Here is a 15,252-nt window from a genome sequence, read left to right on the forward strand (position 1 = left end):
CCGACGGACGTGCTCATACCGAATCAGAAGGGCGTGACCATGCGCGCGCTTTCCGAGTTCCTCTGGCACGAGCGTGACGTGCTCGAGCTCCTGCTGCACCGGCTGGAGACCGAGCGTGCCCTGCTGGAGACGGGCCGCACGAGGCAGCTGCCCCGCGCGGCCCGCGAGATCGACACCGCGCTCACTCAGCTGCAGACGGCCGAGCTCGCGCGCGCCGCGGAGGCCGCCGCCGCCACCCAGGTGCTCGGTCTGCCCGCCACCTCCTCCCTGCGCGCCATCGCGGGAACCGCGCCCGTCCCGTGGGGGGACATCTTCCTCGACCACCGCGCCGCCATGCGGGAGCTCGTCGACCAGATCATCGCCCTCGACGACGGGCGGCGCCGCACGAGCACCACCAGGGTCGGCGGCATGGACATGGGCACGATGGCCCAGGCGGACGCCGAGCTCACCGACGCCGTCATCGAGCTCGAGCTCGAGCGGCTCGGTCGCACCGCCGCCGACAACCGTGGCACTGCCCTGCACCAGGGACTGCTCGAGTTCCTCGCCTGAGCTCAGGCACCGCCCAGGGCGGCAGTGACGAAACGGGCGTGCAGGGCGTCGTAGACCGAGTCACGGTCAACGGCCACGGGGTCGGAGGCGAGGACGAGCGGCTCGCCCAGACCGGCGCGGTGGGCGGCGAGCACGGCCGCCCCGACGGCCACCGCCTCCCGCTCCCCGACCGCCCGGAGCGTCGCCGGACCGGCCGCCGCCTTCGCGCGCAGCCAGGCTGAGCCGCCCGCCGTGGCTGAGCCGAGCACGTGCACCTGCCCCGCGGCCGGGTCCGCGCCGGCCAGCTGCGCCTGCGCGGTAAGCATCCACCGGGCCTGCAGCGCCAGGCCGTCGAGGACGGCGGCGGTGGCCTCGACGTCGTCGTGCGCCGGGCCGACGACGACGGCGCGGGCACGCGGGTCGGGGCTCGGTGCCTGCCGCCCGCGCAGGTAGGGCAGGAGAAACGGCGACCCCGCGTCACGGGGGCGGACGGCGGCGTCGTCGAGGAGGGGCGCCAGGGCGGGGAAGCCGCCCACGCGCTCGGCCCACCACGCCAGGACCGCGCCCGCCGTCGCCGAGCCCGCGACGAGCGCCTCGTACCGGCCCTCGATCGTGCGCACGAGGCTCATCCCTGCCGCGGCCACCTCGGCCGGGGCGGGGCGCGCGGCGAGGACCCGGACGACCGACTCGGCCGTGCCGACGGAGTCGGCGACGTCCCCCGGCGCCCGCACCCCGGCCGCCCACGCCCCGACGGGGTGGTCGTGGCCGGCGACGACGACGGGCGTCCCGGCCCGCAGCCCCCAGATGCCGCCGGCGCGGACACGGCCGGCGGCCTCACCGGGCGCGACGACGTCGGGCAGCTGCTCGGGGCGCAGACCGACGGCCGCGAGGAGGTCGGCGTCGAAGGTCTCGGGGACCGGCTCCCCGGGGCCGGGGAGCCGGTAGGCCATGGTGCGGCCCGCGAGCGTGTGGTCGGTGGCCAGCCGGCCGGTCAGGGCGAGGACGACGAGGTCCGCGGCGCCCGCCCAGCGCGCCATGGCCGCCCAGCGGTCGGGGTCCTCGGCCCGCAGCTGCGCCCACACCGCGAGCGGCGCCTTGCCGCTGGGCCGCACGCCGGTGGCGGCGAAGAGCGCGTCGGCACCGTGTGTCGCTGCCAGCGCGGACGCGTGGTCCCGCGCGCGCGACGGGTCCCAGCGGACGAGGTCGCCCACGGGGACGCCGTCGTCGTCGAGGGGCACCCCGGTCTCCGCCATCGACGCCACGCCGACGGCGGCGGCGGCGTCCGCGCCCACCTCGCCGACGAGTCGCGCGACGGTCTGCAGGAGCGCGACCCCGCCGGCCGGGGTGGGCGCGGACGCCTGGGCGACGACGGTGGCCCGTCGCCCGGCGACCTCGACGAGGACCGCCTTGACGTTCGTCGTCCCCACGTCCAGCCCCAGGGTGCGCATGACCCCATCCTCCCCGCGCGCCCACCACCGTCCCACCCCGGGGCCTGGTCGTACGCTGAGGCGGTGATCGAGCTCAAGAGCCCCTCCGAGGTCGAGGCCATGCGCCCGGCCGGCCGTTTCGTCGCCTCGGTGCTCGAGGAGCTGCGCCGCCACGCGGACGTCGGTGTCAACCTCCTCGACCTCGACGCCCTGGCGCACGAGATGATCCGCAAGGCGGGCGCGGAGTCCTGCTACATCGACTACCACCCCTCCTTCGGGGCGCGGCCCTTCGGCTACGTGCTGTGCACGTCGGTCAACGACGCCGTCCTCCACGGCCTGCCCCACGACTACCGCCTGCGCGACGGTGACCTCCTGTCGGTGGACTTCGCCGCGAGCGTCGACGGGTGGGTGGCCGACTCCGCGCTGAGCGTGGTGGTCGGCACGCCGCAGCCCGAGGACCTGCGGATCATCGAGGCGACGCAGGTGGCGCTCGAGGCGGGCATCTCGGCTGCCGTCGTCGACAACAAGATCGGGGACATCTCCGCCGCCATCGGCGCCGTCGCCGCCGACTACGGGTACAGCGTCAACGTGCAGTTCGGCGGCCACGGCGTCGGCCGGACGATGCACGGGGAGCCGCACATCGCCAACGACGGCCGGGCGGGCCGCGGCCTGCGGCTGCGGCCCGGGCTCGTCGTCGCCATCGAGCCGTGGTTCATGGCGGGCACCGACGAGCTGCGCACCGACCCCGACGGGTGGACGCTGCGCAGCACCGACGGCTCCCGCGGCGCCCACAGCGAGCACACCATCGCCGTCACCCCCAGCGGTCCCCTCGTCCTCACCGCCCGCAGCGGCGACTGACGAACTCGGCCTCGGCCTCCACCGTCACCGAACGTCGCAGCTGGTGACCTCGGGTACGACCGTGAGCGCCTGCAGTGTCGGCGGACCGACCAGATGCGAAGGTGCTGGGCGGGCGCGTCCCGTGTGCGTCTCAGGCGGCCGGCGCGGCTGTCCAGGCGAGAAGCTCCGAGGGGCGGTCGGTGATGATCCCGTCCACCCCCCAGTCCCGGGCCGCGGCCCAGTCCGCGGGCTGGTTGAGCGTCCACGGTGTCACCGTGAGGCCCGCGGCACGGGCCCGGTCCACGAGCTCGGGCCACGCCCGCAGCGCCGCCCCGTGCGGGTTGCAGGCGCTCGCCCGGAGCTGCCGGCACAGGCCGACCACGCCGTCGTCCGCCTCGGTGACGAGCAGTCCGCGACGCAGTCCCGGGGCGACGGCCGCGAGCGCCGCGACTGTCGCGACCGAGAAGCTCTGCGCCACCACACGCTCACCGAGCCCGCGGTCGGCGACGGCGGCGGTGACCCGGCGTACGTCGTCGGCGTCCCAGGCGCCCTTGACCTCCAGGAGTAGCTCGACGTCCCCGGCCGCGGCGAGCATGTCGAGGACGTCGGTGAGCACGGGAACGGGCTCGCCGGCGAACGTCTCCCCGAACCACGCGCCCGCGTCCAGGGCGGTGACCTCGGCAGCGAGGGTGGCCGAGACGGGTCCGGACCCGTCGGTCGTGCGGTCGAGCGTCTCGTCGTGGATGACGACGGGCACGCCGTCGAGGGTGAGCCGGACGTCGATCTCCACGCTGTCCGCCCCGCACGCCATCGCCGAGGCGATCGCTGCGAGGGTGTTCTCCGGTGCGACGGCCGAGTTGCCGCGGTGCGCGACGACCCTCACCGTGAGAGCTCCACCCGGTCGCGGTTCCGGCCGAGGTCAGAGGCGAGCGGGGTGCCAAGGTGCCCCTTGCGGAAGGCCGTCATGCGTGTCTCCGGGGTGCGGTGCCGATGAGCCACCACCCACGCTATGAGCCCGGACGGGACCAGGAGCCGTCGTTCAGGAACCCGCCCGCAAGAGTTCACGGGCTGGTCACCGGTACCGGACGCAGTGTGCCGCAGGGAATCACAGACCTCGTCGAGGAGGGCGGCCGCCTGACGCGCCGCGCGGGGATCGTCAGGCGGCCCCGGCAGTTCGCTGCTTGCGGACCGCGTACGCGCGCTTCATCTTGACGTGGTTGCCGCAACCGGCCATGGAGCACCAGCGCCGCGCCTGGTTGCGGGAGGCGTCGTAGAACGCCCACCGGCAGGTGTCTCGCGCGCAGACCTTGAGCCTGGGCCAGGTGCCGTCCTGGGCGCTGCAGCGGATGGCGTCGAGGAGCCCGGCGAGCGCGAGGTGCCATGGTTCGGATGTGGAGCCGACGAGCCGGGGGCCGCCCACACCGATCGTGACGCGCACCGGAACGGCGGCCAGCTCGTGCTCCAGCCGATCCAGGCGCATGCGCTCGGGGTCGTGCCCGGCATGTTCGAGCAGGACCTGCCGCAGGCCCTCACGGACGGCCACGGCACGGTCCAGGTCCGTCGTCGTCATGCCCGCGCCCGGAGGGAGGAGGCCGCGGCCGGCGAACCAGGCGGCCACGTTGCCGGGCGTCGACAGCTGCTCCTCGTCGGTCTGCGGCTCGCGCGTGTTGACGAAGTCGCGTACGAGCCGCACCGCGGCCGGGACAGCCTGTTCGTCGTCCATGGAAACACCTCCAGGTACACCAGCGTACGCGCTTGACAGGTGTGCGTGAGTGGGACCACAGTGTTACACCGGCAATACCGTTTTGCCGGTGTGATCAAGAGGGGTGAACCGCATGGTGATGACCCAGCGGCCCGATGTGGCACCGCCGCTGCCACCCGAGACACCGGACCCACCACCAGCCGGTCCGCCCCCGAGCGGCGGCGAGCCTCGACAGGCCCGGTCCACGGGCTGGGGTGCCGGTTTCCTCAGCGCACTCGAGCGGCACTGGTCGACGATGATGCTGTGGCGGTTGTGACGAGACCCGGCACCGGCGGTGTCCCCGCGTGCAGCGGGCGCCAGGACGATCAGGACGGCTCCCGGCAGAAGCGACGTGGCCGGTCCATGCCCACGTGAGGGTGACCCGCAGGCCTTGGCGGGTGTCACCCGGCCGCGCGCGCCTCCGCGTTGGCGAGCTGGTCGACGATCTCGTTGAAGTGGTCCCCGGCGTGGCCCTTGACCCACTCGAGCTCGGTGCGCCCGGTGCGGGCGTCGATGAGCGCGATGATCGTCTGGACGATCTCGAGGTTCTCGGGGACCTTGCCGTCGGCCTTCTTCCAGCCGCGGCGCTGCCATCCGCGTCCCCACGTGGTGGCGATGTTGATGACGTACTTGGAGTCCGCGCGGACGAGCAGGTCACCGTCGGGCCCGGCGTGCTCGAGTGCGTAGCGCAGCGCGAGCAGCTCGCCGATGTTGTTGGTGCCGTGGCTCAGGCCGCCGGCGCCGGTCTCCCCGGTGCGCTGGTTGACCCAGGCCCAGCCCGTGGGCCCGGGGTTGCGGATGGCCGAGCCGTCGGTCGCGTAGACGAGGTCGAAGGCCGAGTGGTCCGTCGTCGCCGGCGTGACGGTCGTCGCCGTCTCCCGCGGGCCGCCGAGAAGGGCGAGGACCTCCGCGGTGGACCAGACGTAGAACTCCGTGCCGTCCCGCATGGCCGTCTTCTTCGCCAGGCCCCGGGACACGGCGGACTCCGTGGCCGTCGAGCCGGACTTCAGCCCGAGCTCGGTGAGCCTCGTCCCCACCTGGCGGGCGTCCAGCCCGAGCTGCTTGCCCAGCTGGGTCTGTGTCGACCATGCGGCCACGGATGAGTCCCTTCGGTTGGCGGCCCCCCCATCCTCCCCCAACGTCGCTGGACCTCGGTCGCGACCTCCGCGCGTGCCGCGACACGCGCCGACCTGCGACTCGCCGTACTCGCGCCGCGGCCTGAGAACACGGCTGCTGTGCACGTGAGCAGGAAGGCCCTCGCGGCAGCCACGGGGCTGTCAGCGAGGGCCTTCTCACGCCGGTCAGGGCCGACGGATCCCGACCGTGTGGGAGCCAGGACTCTCACCGTGCTCGGGATTCACGCCGTGCGACGTCGCTCCTCGTCCACCTGCGCACGGCACCAGACACCATCGACGCGGATCTGACGTCACGTCCTGAGCCGCCTGTCGGAATCGAACCGACGACCGTCCGCTTACAAGGCGGGTGCTCTACCAGCTGAGCTAAGGCGGCGGGGGCGGGGCCCGTCCACGGGACGGGACCTGCCCACCGGGGCGGGGCCGCACGGGCCCCGCCCCGAGAAGTCTGCCAGACGTGGTGCCAGGGTCAGGCTCCGGCGTCGGTGACGGCCTGGGCCAGCCCGCCCGGCTGCTGCCAGCCGGTGAAGGGCTCACCGTCGATGAGCACGGTGGGCGTGCCGCCGATCTCGTCGCGGCGCGCCTGCTCGGTGGCGCCCTGGACCCAGTCGCTGTAGCGGACGTCGTCGAAGGTCTCGATGACCTCCTCCGGGACGCCCACCTCGCGGGCGGCGTCGGCGATCTGCTCGTTGCTCAGCGGGGTCGCGCCCCCCTCGGGCTGGGCGGCGAAGAGCTGGTTGTTGAACTCCCCGAAGTGCTCGGGGGACTGGGTCGCCACCTCCGCGAGGGCACTCGCACCGCGGACGTTGAAGTCGGAGCCGCTGATGTAGGCGATCGGGTGGTAGTTCACCGTGGCCTCGCCGTTCGCGGCGAGCTCCTCCAGGACACCCTCGTTGACGTTCTCGAAGGTCCAGCAGTGGGTGCACAGGTAGTCGAGGTAGACGTCGACGACGGGCGCGCCCTCGCTCACCGAGCCGACGCCGTCGGCACCGACCTGGATCGCACCGCTCTCGATGGCGCCGGCGGGCTGGGAGTCGACCCCCTCGAGCGGGTCGGCGTTGCGGGAGTTGATGATGGCGAAGAGAGCGGCGGCGACGATCGCGATGAAGACGACGACGCCGGCGATGATGAGCAGGCGGTTGCGCTTCTCGCGACGCTGCTGCGCCTCGCGGAGCTTGCGGGCCTGCTCGCGCGCGGCGTCGCGGCGCTCCTGCTGCTTGTTCACCTTGGCGTTGGACATGGGATCTCCTGGTCTGGGGTGGGCGTGCTGCGCCCGTGGGTGTGGCGGTCCGCCGTGCGGCCGCGCTCGTCCCCGCGGCGGGAGGGAGAGCTCAGGCCGGCAGGCCGGCCGGCGGTCCGCGCAGCAGCGGGACGGCCGCGGGCGTGCGCCACGCGGGGACCGTGAGGGTCCCGACGGCGGTGCTCAGGCGGGCGGGCACGACGACCGGCCGTGGCACCGGCTGTCGGCGCCACGGCGTGAGCCGGGCGAGCCGCGCCAGCGACCGCCGCACGACGGCGCCCGCTCCCCAGCTGCCGGCGAGCACGCCGGCGTGGAGCAGCAGCATCGGCACGGTGAGCAGCACGACGGCGGTGAGCACCTGCTCGCCCTCCCCGCCCAGCGCGACACCCGTCGTCGGGCACTCCGCCGCGGGGCGCAGCAGGGCGAGGTTGAGGCCCACGTGCGCGATCCCGCCGGGCACGCTCACGCACCGGGCGACGTGCACCGTGCCGCTGAGCAGCGCCGCGAGCGCAGGCAGCAGCGCGGCCACGGCCAGGACGAGGCCATGACGCGCGAGCGGACGGGTGTGGGGCACCGGGTCAGCGTACGTGCCGCGCCCGCCGCGTGGCGATCATCACGGTGACGATCTCGGATGACGGCCTCAGGCCGGCTCGGGAAGCGGGGACCACACCGGGTCGGGTGCGTTCCCGGCGAGGACGACGACGCCCAGCACCGCCGCCGTCGTGAGCGCCGCCAGGACGACCGCTCGCACCGCCGGCACCGGCAGCCCGCCGAGGACCGCACGCGCCCCCTCCCGTGCGGACGCGGACGGCGGGGCGACCCACGCGAGCGCGAGCCCGGCCGCCGCTGCGGCCCAGGTCAGCGCCGGCGTGGCCGAGCCGCTGGCGACGCCGATGCCGTGCGCCGCCCACCAGCCCCCACCGGCGACGACGACGGCGAGCAGCACTCCCGGGAGCGCCGCGCCGGCCGCCCACAGCAGGTGGGCGGGCGCGCCGAGCCAGGCCCGCGCAGCGTCGGAGCGCCGCGGGCCGCGCCGCAGCCGGCCCGCCCGCAGCCGCCGGGTCCCCCGTCCCACCGCACCGAGGACGACGAGGAGCGCTGCCAGCCCGACCAGCCACGATCCCGGCGCGACGAGCGCGAGCGCGCTGAGCCCGAGGCCGAGCGCGGCCACCGCGCCGGTCCGTCGCCGCGGCGGCCGGGCCCACTCCGGGGGCTCGAGCGGCGCGGCGGAGCCCCATCCCGGCGGGGCCTGCACCGGCGGGTGCTGCTGCACGGGCGCCGGGTACTGCGGCTCGGGCTGCCAGGGGCGCTGCGACTCCGGCTGCCACGCCTGCTGCGGCGCCGCCTGCCACGGCTGCTGCATCCCCGGGTAGGGCTCGTCGACCACGGGCGGGAGCACCCGCGTCTCGGACGACGGCGGACGAGGGGAGGGAAGCACGGAGGTCCGCGGGACGGACGGGGGCGGCGGGGCGAGCAGGGCGGTGAGAGCGGGCCGGTCCCAGTCCCCGTCGACCGCGGCGAGCAGCTCCTCCGGCGGGAGGCGGCGCTCCGGCGCGGGGTCCAGCGCTGCCGCGAGCGCCGCGGCGACGTCGTCGGGCAGCCCGGCGGTGTCGACGATGCCGGTGCTCACTCGGCCGAGCACCGCCTGCATCGTCCCGCGGCCGAAGGGGGGACGCCCGGTGGCCGCGAAGGTGAGGACGGCGGCCCACGCCCACCAGTCGCCGTCGGGCCCCGGGTCGGCACCGGCGAGGACCTCCGGGTCGAGGTATCCCGGGGTTCCGGTGACCATGCCCGTCTGGGTGAGGCGCACGTCGTCGGCCACCTGCGCGATGCCGAAGTCGATGATGACGGGGCCGTCGGGGGCGAGCATGACGTTGCCCGGCTTGAGGTCGCGGTGGGTGACGCCGGCGGCGTGGATGGAGCGCAGGCCTGCGGCGAGCCCGTGGGCGAGCCCGCCGAGCTCCTCGGCGTCCAGCGGCCCGTGCTCGCGGACGTCGTCCTCGAGGGTGGGCCCGTCGACGAGCTCGGTGACGACGAAGGCGGTGACGCCGTCGACCTCCGCGTCCAGCACCCGGGCCACCCCCTGCCCGCGGACGCGGTGGAGGAGCTCGACCTCCCGGCGCAGGCGGTCGCGGGCCGCGGGGTCGGCCGCGATCGACTCGTGGAGCACCTTGACCGCCACCCGGTTGCCCTCGGCGTCGAGGGCCTCGTGGACCGTGCCCATCCCGCCGGCGCCGATGCGCCGCACGAGGTGGTAGCCGTCGATCCCCTGCATGGCGACAACTTACCCAGCCGGCCGCCGGCACCGTCCTCCCCATGCCGCTGCGCGCGGCCCCGGGTAGCCTCGGCAGCAGGATTCCCTAGGAGGACTGAGCACCTGATGCCTGCCGGTGAGCACTCGATCGTCGTCGTCGCCAACCGCCTTCCCGTCGACATCACCCTCGACGCCGACGGCGCCGTCGACTGGTCCCGCTCCCCCGGCGGCCTCGTCACGGCGCTCGCGCCCGTCATGCGGCAGCACGAGGGGGCCTGGGTGGGCTGGGCGGGCAGCCCCGACCTGTCCCTCGACCCCTTCGAGGCCGACGGCATCCGCGTGTGGCCCGTCACGCTGAGCGAGCAGGAGATCGCGGACTACTACGAGGGCTTCTCCAACGGCACGCTGTGGCCGCTCTACCACGACGTCATCGTGCCGCCGGAGTACCACCGCAAGTGGTGGAACGCCTACGTCGCCGTCAACCGCCGCTTCGCTGCCGCCGCGGCCGAGGCGGTGGCCGAGGGCGGCACCGTGTGGGTCCACGACTACCAGCTTCAGCTGGTCCCGTCCGTGCTCCGGATGCTGCGGCCCGACGTGCGCATCGGCTTCTTCAACCACATCCCGTTCCCGCCGGTCGAGATCTTCAGCCAGCTTCCCTGGCGGCGGCAGGTGGTCGAGGGGCTTCTCGGTGCCGACCTCATCGGCTTCCAGCGCTCCTCGGACGCCTCGAACTTCATGCGTGCCGTACGTCGCCTCACGCCGCTCACCACCAAGGGCCGCGCCGTCACGGTCGGCGCCCGGTGGTCGCGGCCCGAGCGCCGGGTGCGCGCCGGCGTCTTTCCGATCTCCATCGACACCGCGGCGTTCGACGAGCTCGCCCAGAGCGAGCCGGTGCAGCAGCGCGCCGTCGAGATCCGCCAGGAGCTCGGCAGCCCCGACGTCCTCCTCCTCGGCGTGGACCGCCTCGACTACACCAAGGGCATCCGGCACCGGCTCAAGGCCTTCGGCGAGCTGCTCGCCGACGGGCGTGCCCACCCGCCCGAGACGACCCTTGTCCAGATCGCCAGCCCCTCCCGCGAGCGGGTGGACCAGTACCGCCAGCTGCGCGACGAGATCGAGGTGACGGTCGGGCGCATCAACGGCGACTACGGCGTCCTGGGCAAGCCGGCCGTCCACTACATGCACCACTCCTACCCCGCCGAGGAGATGGCTGCCCTCTACCTCGCGGCCGACGTCATGCTCGTCACGTCGTTGCGTGACGGCATGAACCTCGTCGCCAAGGAGTACATCGCCGCCCGGCGCGACCTCGGAGGCGTCCTCGTGCTCAGCGAGTTCACCGGTGCCGCCGACGAGCTCGGCCAGGCGCTGCTCATCAACCCGCACGACATCGACGGCACCAAGACCGCGATCATGCGGGCCATCGGCATGGAGCCGCGTGAGCGGCGACGGCGGATGCGGGCACTGCGCCGCCGCGTCGTCGAGCACGACGTCCAACGCTGGGCCGAGGACTTCCTCAGTGCCCTGTCCACCGGAAGGAGCGAGGCATGAGCGAGAGCCACGACCCGGGCGTCCCCGGCCCCGGGGTCGACGTCCCCCTGTTCGTCCAGCACGTCGAGGAGATCCTCGACCAGGCGTTGCGCGAGCTCGCTGCCCAGCCCTCGATCCTCGTCGCGCTCGACTTCGACGGCGTGCTCGCGCCGCTCGTCGACGACCCCGCCGAGTCGCGGATCGTGCCCGCCGCGGTCGAGGCACTCGCCCGGCTCGACGCCCTGCCCGGCGTCCACGTCGCCCTCATCTCCGGACGCGAGGCCACCTCGCTGGTCTCCCTCGCCGAGGTCCCGGTCGGCACGCGCATCGTCGGCAGCCACGGCGCGCAGCGCGGGCACGTGGGCCTGTCCCCCAACCAGCTGCCCGAGCTCGTCACCGAGCCGCTCGCCCTCACCGACGAGCAGGCGGCCCTGCGCGCCGAGACCCTTCGCGAGACCACCGACCTCGCCGCCCGCTACGAGGGCGCCTGGGTCGAGACCAAGCCGGCGTCCGTCGTCGTGCACTCGCGGCAGTGCACTCCCGAGGACGCCGCCGCCCTCACCGACGCCGTCCTCGCCGGACCGGCCACCCGCCCGGGCCTGCGTGTGCAGGAGGGCAAGTCCGTCGTCGAGCTGGCGGTCGTCCACGCGACCAAGGGCGACGCCGTGGCCGAGCTGCGCGCCGACGTCGCCCCCCAGGCGGTGCTCTTCGCCGGGGACGACGTCACCGACGAGGACGCCTTCGCCGTCCTGGAGCCGCAGGACGTGGGGATCAAGGTGGGCGGCGGAACGACCGCGGCCGGCTACCGGGTCGCCGACCCGGAGGAGATGGCCGCCGTCCTCCTGCGCCTCCTGGAGCTGCGCGAGGCCGTGTGAGCCCGGCCACACCGGGACCTGCGGCTGTGCCGCCCGACACCCCTCCTGTGTCACACTGGCCCCAGCCCAGCCTCGGTGGTCGCCGATCCCCGCGGTCGGGCCAGTGTCAAGGCAGACACCTTGCACTCTTCACAACGGATCGTCCGGCACGTACCTGCCGGTGAAGGGATGTACACCACCATGGCATCAGTCACGTTCGACAACGCCACTCGCGTCTACCCGGGCACGGAGCGCCCGGCCGTGGACGCACTGAACCTCGACGTCGCCGACGGCGAGTTCCTCGTGCTCGTCGGCCCCTCCGGCTGCGGCAAGTCGACCTCGCTGCGCATGCTGGCGGGCCTCGAGGACGTCAACTCCGGCCGGATCCTCATCGGTGACCGCGACGTCACCGACGTCCAGCCCAAGGACCGCGACATCGCGATGGTCTTCCAGAACTACGCGCTGTACCCGCACATGTCGGTGGCCGACAACATGGGCTTCGCGCTGAAGATCGCCGGCAAGCCGAAGGCCGAGATCCGCCAGCGCGTCGAGGAGGCCGCCAAGATCCTCGACCTGTCCGAGTACCTCGACCGCAAGCCCAAGGCCCTCTCCGGTGGTCAGCGTCAGCGTGTGGCCATGGGCCGCGCGATCGTCCGCCAGCCGCAGGTGTTCCTCATGGACGAGCCGCTGTCGAACCTCGACGCCAAGCTCCGTGTGCAGACCCGCACGCAGATCGCCTCGCTGCAGCGCCGCCTGGGCGTCACCACGGTCTACGTCACCCACGACCAGACCGAGGCCCTCACCATGGGCGACCGCATCGCGGTCCTCAAGGACGGCGTCCTCCAGCAGGTCGGCACCCCGCGCGACATGTACGACCGTCCCGCGAACGTCTTCGTCGCCGGCTTCATCGGCTCCCCCGCGATGAACCTCGGCACCTTCCGCATCGAGGACGGCGCCGCCGTGCTCGGTGACGTCCGCATGCCGCTGAGCCGCGAGACCATCAGCGCGATGAGCGGCGACGAGAAGGGCGAGATCGTCGTCGGCTTCCGCCCCGAGTCGCTGGACCGGGTGTCCGCCGGCACCGAGGGCGCGATCCCGGTGACCGTCGACCTCGTCGAGGAGCTCGGCTCGGACGCCTTCGTCTACGGCCGCCTGGCCGGTTCGCAGGAGCTCGCGTCGCACATCACCTCGGGCGCGGGCGACTCGCAGATCATCGTGCGCATCGACCCGCGTGACGTGCCGATGAAGGGCGACACGATCCACGCCCGCATCCGCGCGGGCGAGCAGCACAACTTCGCCGTGTCCACGGGCGAGCGTCTGCCCAACTGACGCGCCAGCGCATCGCAGGGGCGGACCCGATACGGTCGGGTTCGCCCCTGCGGCACGTCACGAGGAGTCGGAGCTGATGGCACAGTCCCTGGAGATCACCGCTGCGCGGCTCGACCCTGCCCTCCTCGACCTCCCGTGGGAGGTGGCTCTCGAGGAGTGGCCCGAGTCGGTGCTCGCCGCACTGCCGCGCGGCATCTCCCGCCACGTCGTGCGCTTCGTGCGGCTCTCCGGGCGCGTCATCGCCGTCAAGGAGATCGGCGAGACCGTGGCGTTCCACGAGTACGAGATGCTCCGCAACCTCAACCGGCTCGACGCGCCGTCGGTGCAGCCGCTCGCCGTCATCACCGGCCGCGCCACGCCGCAGGGTGAGCCGCTGGACTCCGTGCTCGTCACGGAGCACCTCCAGTTCTCGCTGCCCTACCGCGCGCTGTTCTCCCAGTACCTGCGCCCGGACACCGCCACCCGCCTCATCGATGCCGCGGCGGTGCTCCTCGTGCGGCTCCACCTGCTCGGTTTCTACTGGGGCGACGTCTCCCTGTCGAACACGCTGTTCCGGCGTGACGCCGGCGCCTTCGCCGCCTACCTCGTCGACGCCGAGACCGGCGAGTTCCAGCCCGAGCTGACGATCGGCCAGCGCGAGTACGACCTCGACATCGCCCGCACGAACATCATCGGCGAGCTCATGGACCTTCAGGCCGGGGAGATCCTCGACGAGGACGTCGACACCATCGAGGTCGGCAACCGAATCGCCGAGCGGTACACCACGCTGTGGCGCGAGCTCACCGACTCCGAGTCCTTCGACACCGGCGAGCGCTGGCGGGTCGCCGCCCGCATCGACCGCCTCAACGACCTCGGCTACGACGTCGGGGAGCTGTCGATCACGACCGACGTCGACGGCACGAGCGTCCAGATCCAGCCGAAGGTGGTCGACGCCGGCCACCACCACCGCCGGATGATGCGGCTGACCGGCCTGGACGTCCAGGAGAACCAGGCCCGGCGCATGCTCAACGACCTCGACGCCTACCGTGCCGCGACCGACCGGCAGGGCGAGGAGGAGGAGTTCGTCGCGCACGACTGGCTGGCCAAGGTCTTCGAGCCCACCGTCCGCGCCATCCCGCGCGAGCTGCGCGGGAAGCTCGAGCCCGCCGAGATCTTCCACGAGGTCCTCGAGCACCGGTGGTTCATCTCCGAGCAGCAGCAGCGTGACGTCCCGCTGCCCGAGGCGGTGAAGTCCTACGTCGAGGCCGTCCTGCGCCACCGCCCCGACGAGCGCGCCTTCCTCGGCGCCGATGTCCCCCGCCCCGACGACTTCTAGCACGGCCGCCGCGCCGCGGGCCTGTCGCCGTTTCGCACCGAAGTCCGCAACACGCGCACGACACGCCGGGACACCTGGCGCCCAGGCGGCGTCTCGGCCGACTTCGGATCAGCACAGCGTCACGCCCTGCCGAGCGCGCGGAGCACGCCGGTCACCACGACGGTGGGATCGTTCATGATGTCCTCCCAGGTGAAGCGCAGGGGGAGGTAGCCCTTGGCGACGAGCACCCTGTCGCGCCTCCGGTCCTCCCGGTAGGCCTTGCGCCCGGAGTGGTAGGCGAAGCCGTCGCACTCCACGACGACGCGCCCCTCGACCAGGAGGTCGACCTCGCCCACCTCGTCGATGTCCACGCCCGGGGACACCTCCAGCCCGGCGTCCTCGAGGGCGAGCCGTGCGAGGCTCTCGATCGCGGACCTGCTCCGGGGGCTGCAGCGCTCCAGGGTCGCCAGCGCCGCAGGGCTGCCGGGACCGACGAGCGTGCGGCGGACCTCCTGCCTCGTCACGAGGTGCTTGCGCAGGGCAGCGTCCACGACGACCACCGCTTCCTCGACCGGCCTGCAGCGCAGCACACGCGCCAGGGCGTCCGCCAGCGGCGCCAGCGGAGAGCCCGTCGGCGGAGGCGCCGTCCAGCCGCTCTCGCGGTGCACACGCACGGGCAGGCGGGCCTCCCGCATGCCGCGACCGCGGGGCAGCGAGACGTGCGGGCGATCCGGATCGGAGAGGACGGGCAGGTCGTAGAAGGGCGCGATGCTCACGCACGTCACCGCCGCCCCGAGGCATCGGGCGATGACCACGGACGGCTCGGCCTGCGGCACGGCCAGCCATCCCCCGCCGAGCTCACGCACCTCGCCGGCCGCGACCGCCGCCGCGACGGCACGCTGCTCCGGCCGCGAGCGGGCGACCTGCGAGCGTTTGCCCGCCCCGCCGTACGTCCACAGCCGATCGACCACGTCCACCCGGCAAACGGTGGCCCTCGCCCGACGTACCGCGCGGCAGCCGGAGCCCTGGCGGTGGATGCACCGCACGCCACCGGCTCCTGTGAGGGAACCGAGGTGTTGCTGACCTGA

General features: G+C 73.8%; 14 protein-coding genes and 1 tRNA gene. 6 read left to right on the plus strand and 9 right to left on the minus strand.

The window, feature by feature from the left end:
• Positions 1–39: 39 nt before the first annotated feature.
• Positions 40–549, plus strand: a complete 510-nt coding sequence (flgN, locus tag DSZ44_RS05350) for a flagellar export chaperone FlgN (protein ID WP_146237482.1) — start codon at positions 40–42, stop codon at positions 547–549.
• A gap of 2 nt (positions 550–551) precedes the next feature.
• Here flgN and DSZ44_RS05355 read toward each other — a convergent pair whose 3' ends face one another.
• The gene (locus DSZ44_RS05355) at positions 552–1,976 is read right to left on the minus strand and encodes an FGGY-family carbohydrate kinase (protein ID WP_110851568.1); all 1,425 of its coding nucleotides are present in this window, start codon (positions 1,974–1,976) and stop codon (positions 552–554) included.
• Between the two features lie 63 nt (positions 1,977–2,039).
• On the opposite strand from DSZ44_RS05355, the gene map reads away from it, so the two are divergent.
• Positions 2,040–2,813, plus strand: coding sequence for a type I methionyl aminopeptidase (gene map, locus DSZ44_RS05360; RefSeq protein WP_110851569.1), 774 nt, complete (start codon positions 2,040–2,042; stop codon positions 2,811–2,813).
• Between the two features lie 130 nt (positions 2,814–2,943).
• On the opposite strand, the gene DSZ44_RS05365 is transcribed toward map, so the two are convergent.
• The 7 genes from DSZ44_RS05365 to DSZ44_RS05395 all read right to left on the minus strand — a co-directional run bounded on the left by DSZ44_RS05365 (position 2,944) and on the right by DSZ44_RS05395 (position 9,181).
• Positions 2,944–3,675: a glycerophosphodiester phosphodiesterase gene (locus DSZ44_RS05365; RefSeq protein ID WP_110851570.1), complete on the minus strand. Its 732-nt coding sequence runs from the start codon at positions 3,673–3,675 to the stop codon at positions 2,944–2,946.
• 273 nt (positions 3,676–3,948) lie between these two features.
• Positions 3,949–4,515 (minus strand): CGNR zinc finger domain-containing protein, encoded by a 567-nt coding sequence (locus tag DSZ44_RS05370; protein WP_110851571.1) that lies wholly within the window; start codon positions 4,513–4,515, stop codon positions 3,949–3,951.
• Positions 4,516–4,934: 419 nt separating this feature from the next.
• The gene (locus tag DSZ44_RS05375) at positions 4,935–5,630 is read right to left on the minus strand and encodes a ribonuclease H family protein (RefSeq protein WP_110851572.1); all 696 of its coding nucleotides are present in this window, start codon (positions 5,628–5,630) and stop codon (positions 4,935–4,937) included.
• A gap of 339 nt (positions 5,631–5,969) precedes the next feature.
• A tRNA-Thr gene (locus DSZ44_RS05380) sits at positions 5,970–6,042 on the minus strand.
• A 93-nt stretch (positions 6,043–6,135) separates the two neighbouring features.
• A complete protein-coding gene (locus DSZ44_RS05385) occupies positions 6,136–6,906 on the minus strand; it encodes a DsbA family protein (protein ID WP_110851573.1) in 771 nt (256 codons plus the stop codon).
• Positions 6,907–6,997: 91 nt separating this feature from the next.
• Positions 6,998–7,480, minus strand: a complete 483-nt coding sequence (locus DSZ44_RS05390; protein ID WP_110851574.1) for a hypothetical protein — start codon at positions 7,478–7,480, stop codon at positions 6,998–7,000.
• A 66-nt stretch (positions 7,481–7,546) separates the two neighbouring features.
• Positions 7,547–9,181, minus strand: a complete 1,635-nt coding sequence (locus DSZ44_RS05395) for a protein kinase domain-containing protein (protein ID WP_110851575.1) — start codon at positions 9,179–9,181, stop codon at positions 7,547–7,549.
• 105 nt (positions 9,182–9,286) lie between these two features.
• Between DSZ44_RS05395 and DSZ44_RS05400 the strand changes: the two genes are divergently transcribed.
• The 4 genes from DSZ44_RS05400 to DSZ44_RS05415 all read left to right on the plus strand — a co-directional run bounded on the left by DSZ44_RS05400 (position 9,287) and on the right by DSZ44_RS05415 (position 14,185).
• The gene (locus DSZ44_RS05400) at positions 9,287–10,708 is read left to right on the plus strand and encodes an alpha,alpha-trehalose-phosphate synthase (UDP-forming) (RefSeq protein ID WP_110851576.1); all 1,422 of its coding nucleotides are present in this window, start codon (positions 9,287–9,289) and stop codon (positions 10,706–10,708) included.
• The gene (gene otsB / locus DSZ44_RS05405) at positions 10,705–11,562 is read left to right on the plus strand and encodes a trehalose-phosphatase (protein WP_110851577.1); all 858 of its coding nucleotides are present in this window, start codon (positions 10,705–10,707) and stop codon (positions 11,560–11,562) included. The genes DSZ44_RS05400 and otsB overlap by 4 nt, the downstream gene beginning before the upstream one ends.
• Before the next feature lie 180 nt (positions 11,563–11,742).
• The gene (locus DSZ44_RS05410) at positions 11,743–12,870 is read left to right on the plus strand and encodes an ABC transporter ATP-binding protein (protein ID WP_110851679.1); all 1,128 of its coding nucleotides are present in this window, start codon (positions 11,743–11,745) and stop codon (positions 12,868–12,870) included.
• 76 nt (positions 12,871–12,946) lie between these two features.
• The gene (locus tag DSZ44_RS05415; protein ID WP_110851578.1) at positions 12,947–14,185 is read left to right on the plus strand and encodes a DUF4032 domain-containing protein; all 1,239 of its coding nucleotides are present in this window, start codon (positions 12,947–12,949) and stop codon (positions 14,183–14,185) included.
• Between the two features lie 119 nt (positions 14,186–14,304).
• On the opposite strand, the gene DSZ44_RS05420 is transcribed toward DSZ44_RS05415, so the two are convergent.
• Positions 14,305–15,141 (minus strand): endonuclease domain-containing protein, encoded by an 837-nt coding sequence (locus DSZ44_RS05420; protein ID WP_110851579.1) that lies wholly within the window; start codon positions 15,139–15,141, stop codon positions 14,305–14,307.
• Between the last annotated feature and the right edge of the window lie 111 nt (positions 15,142–15,252).

The sequence above is a fragment of the Georgenia satyanarayanai genome, from assembly GCF_900116375.1.
Lineage (GTDB): Bacteria > Actinomycetota > Actinomycetes > Actinomycetales > Actinomycetaceae > Oceanitalea > Oceanitalea nanhaiensis.

What these genes read in the sequence shown, in the direction of transcription:
- DSZ44_RS05385 (WP_110851573.1), bottom strand. Translation starts at nt 6,906, where the DNA reads ATGTCCAACGCCAAGGTGAACAAGCAGCAGGAGCGCCGCGACGCCGCG.
- DSZ44_RS05395 (WP_110851575.1), bottom strand. Translation starts at nt 9,181, where the DNA reads ATGCAGGGGATCGACGGCTACCACCTCGTGCGGCGCATCGGCGCCGGC.
- otsB (WP_110851577.1), top strand. Translation starts at nt 10,705, where the DNA reads ATGAGCGAGAGCCACGACCCGGGCGTCCCCGGCCCCGGGGTCGACGTC.
- DSZ44_RS05415 (WP_110851578.1), top strand. Translation starts at nt 12,947, where the DNA reads ATGGCACAGTCCCTGGAGATCACCGCTGCGCGGCTCGACCCTGCCCTC.
- DSZ44_RS05355 (WP_110851568.1), bottom strand. Translation starts at nt 1,976, where the DNA reads ATGCGCACCCTGGGGCTGGACGTGGGGACGACGAACGTCAAGGCGGTC.
- flgN (WP_146237482.1), top strand. Translation starts at nt 40, where the DNA reads ATGCGCGCGCTTTCCGAGTTCCTCTGGCACGAGCGTGACGTGCTCGAG.
- DSZ44_RS05400 (WP_110851576.1), top strand. Translation starts at nt 9,287, where the DNA reads ATGCCTGCCGGTGAGCACTCGATCGTCGTCGTCGCCAACCGCCTTCCC.
- DSZ44_RS05370 (WP_110851571.1), bottom strand. Translation starts at nt 4,515, where the DNA reads ATGGACGACGAACAGGCTGTCCCGGCCGCGGTGCGGCTCGTACGCGAC.
- DSZ44_RS05410 (WP_110851679.1), top strand. Translation starts at nt 11,743, where the DNA reads ATGGCATCAGTCACGTTCGACAACGCCACTCGCGTCTACCCGGGCACG.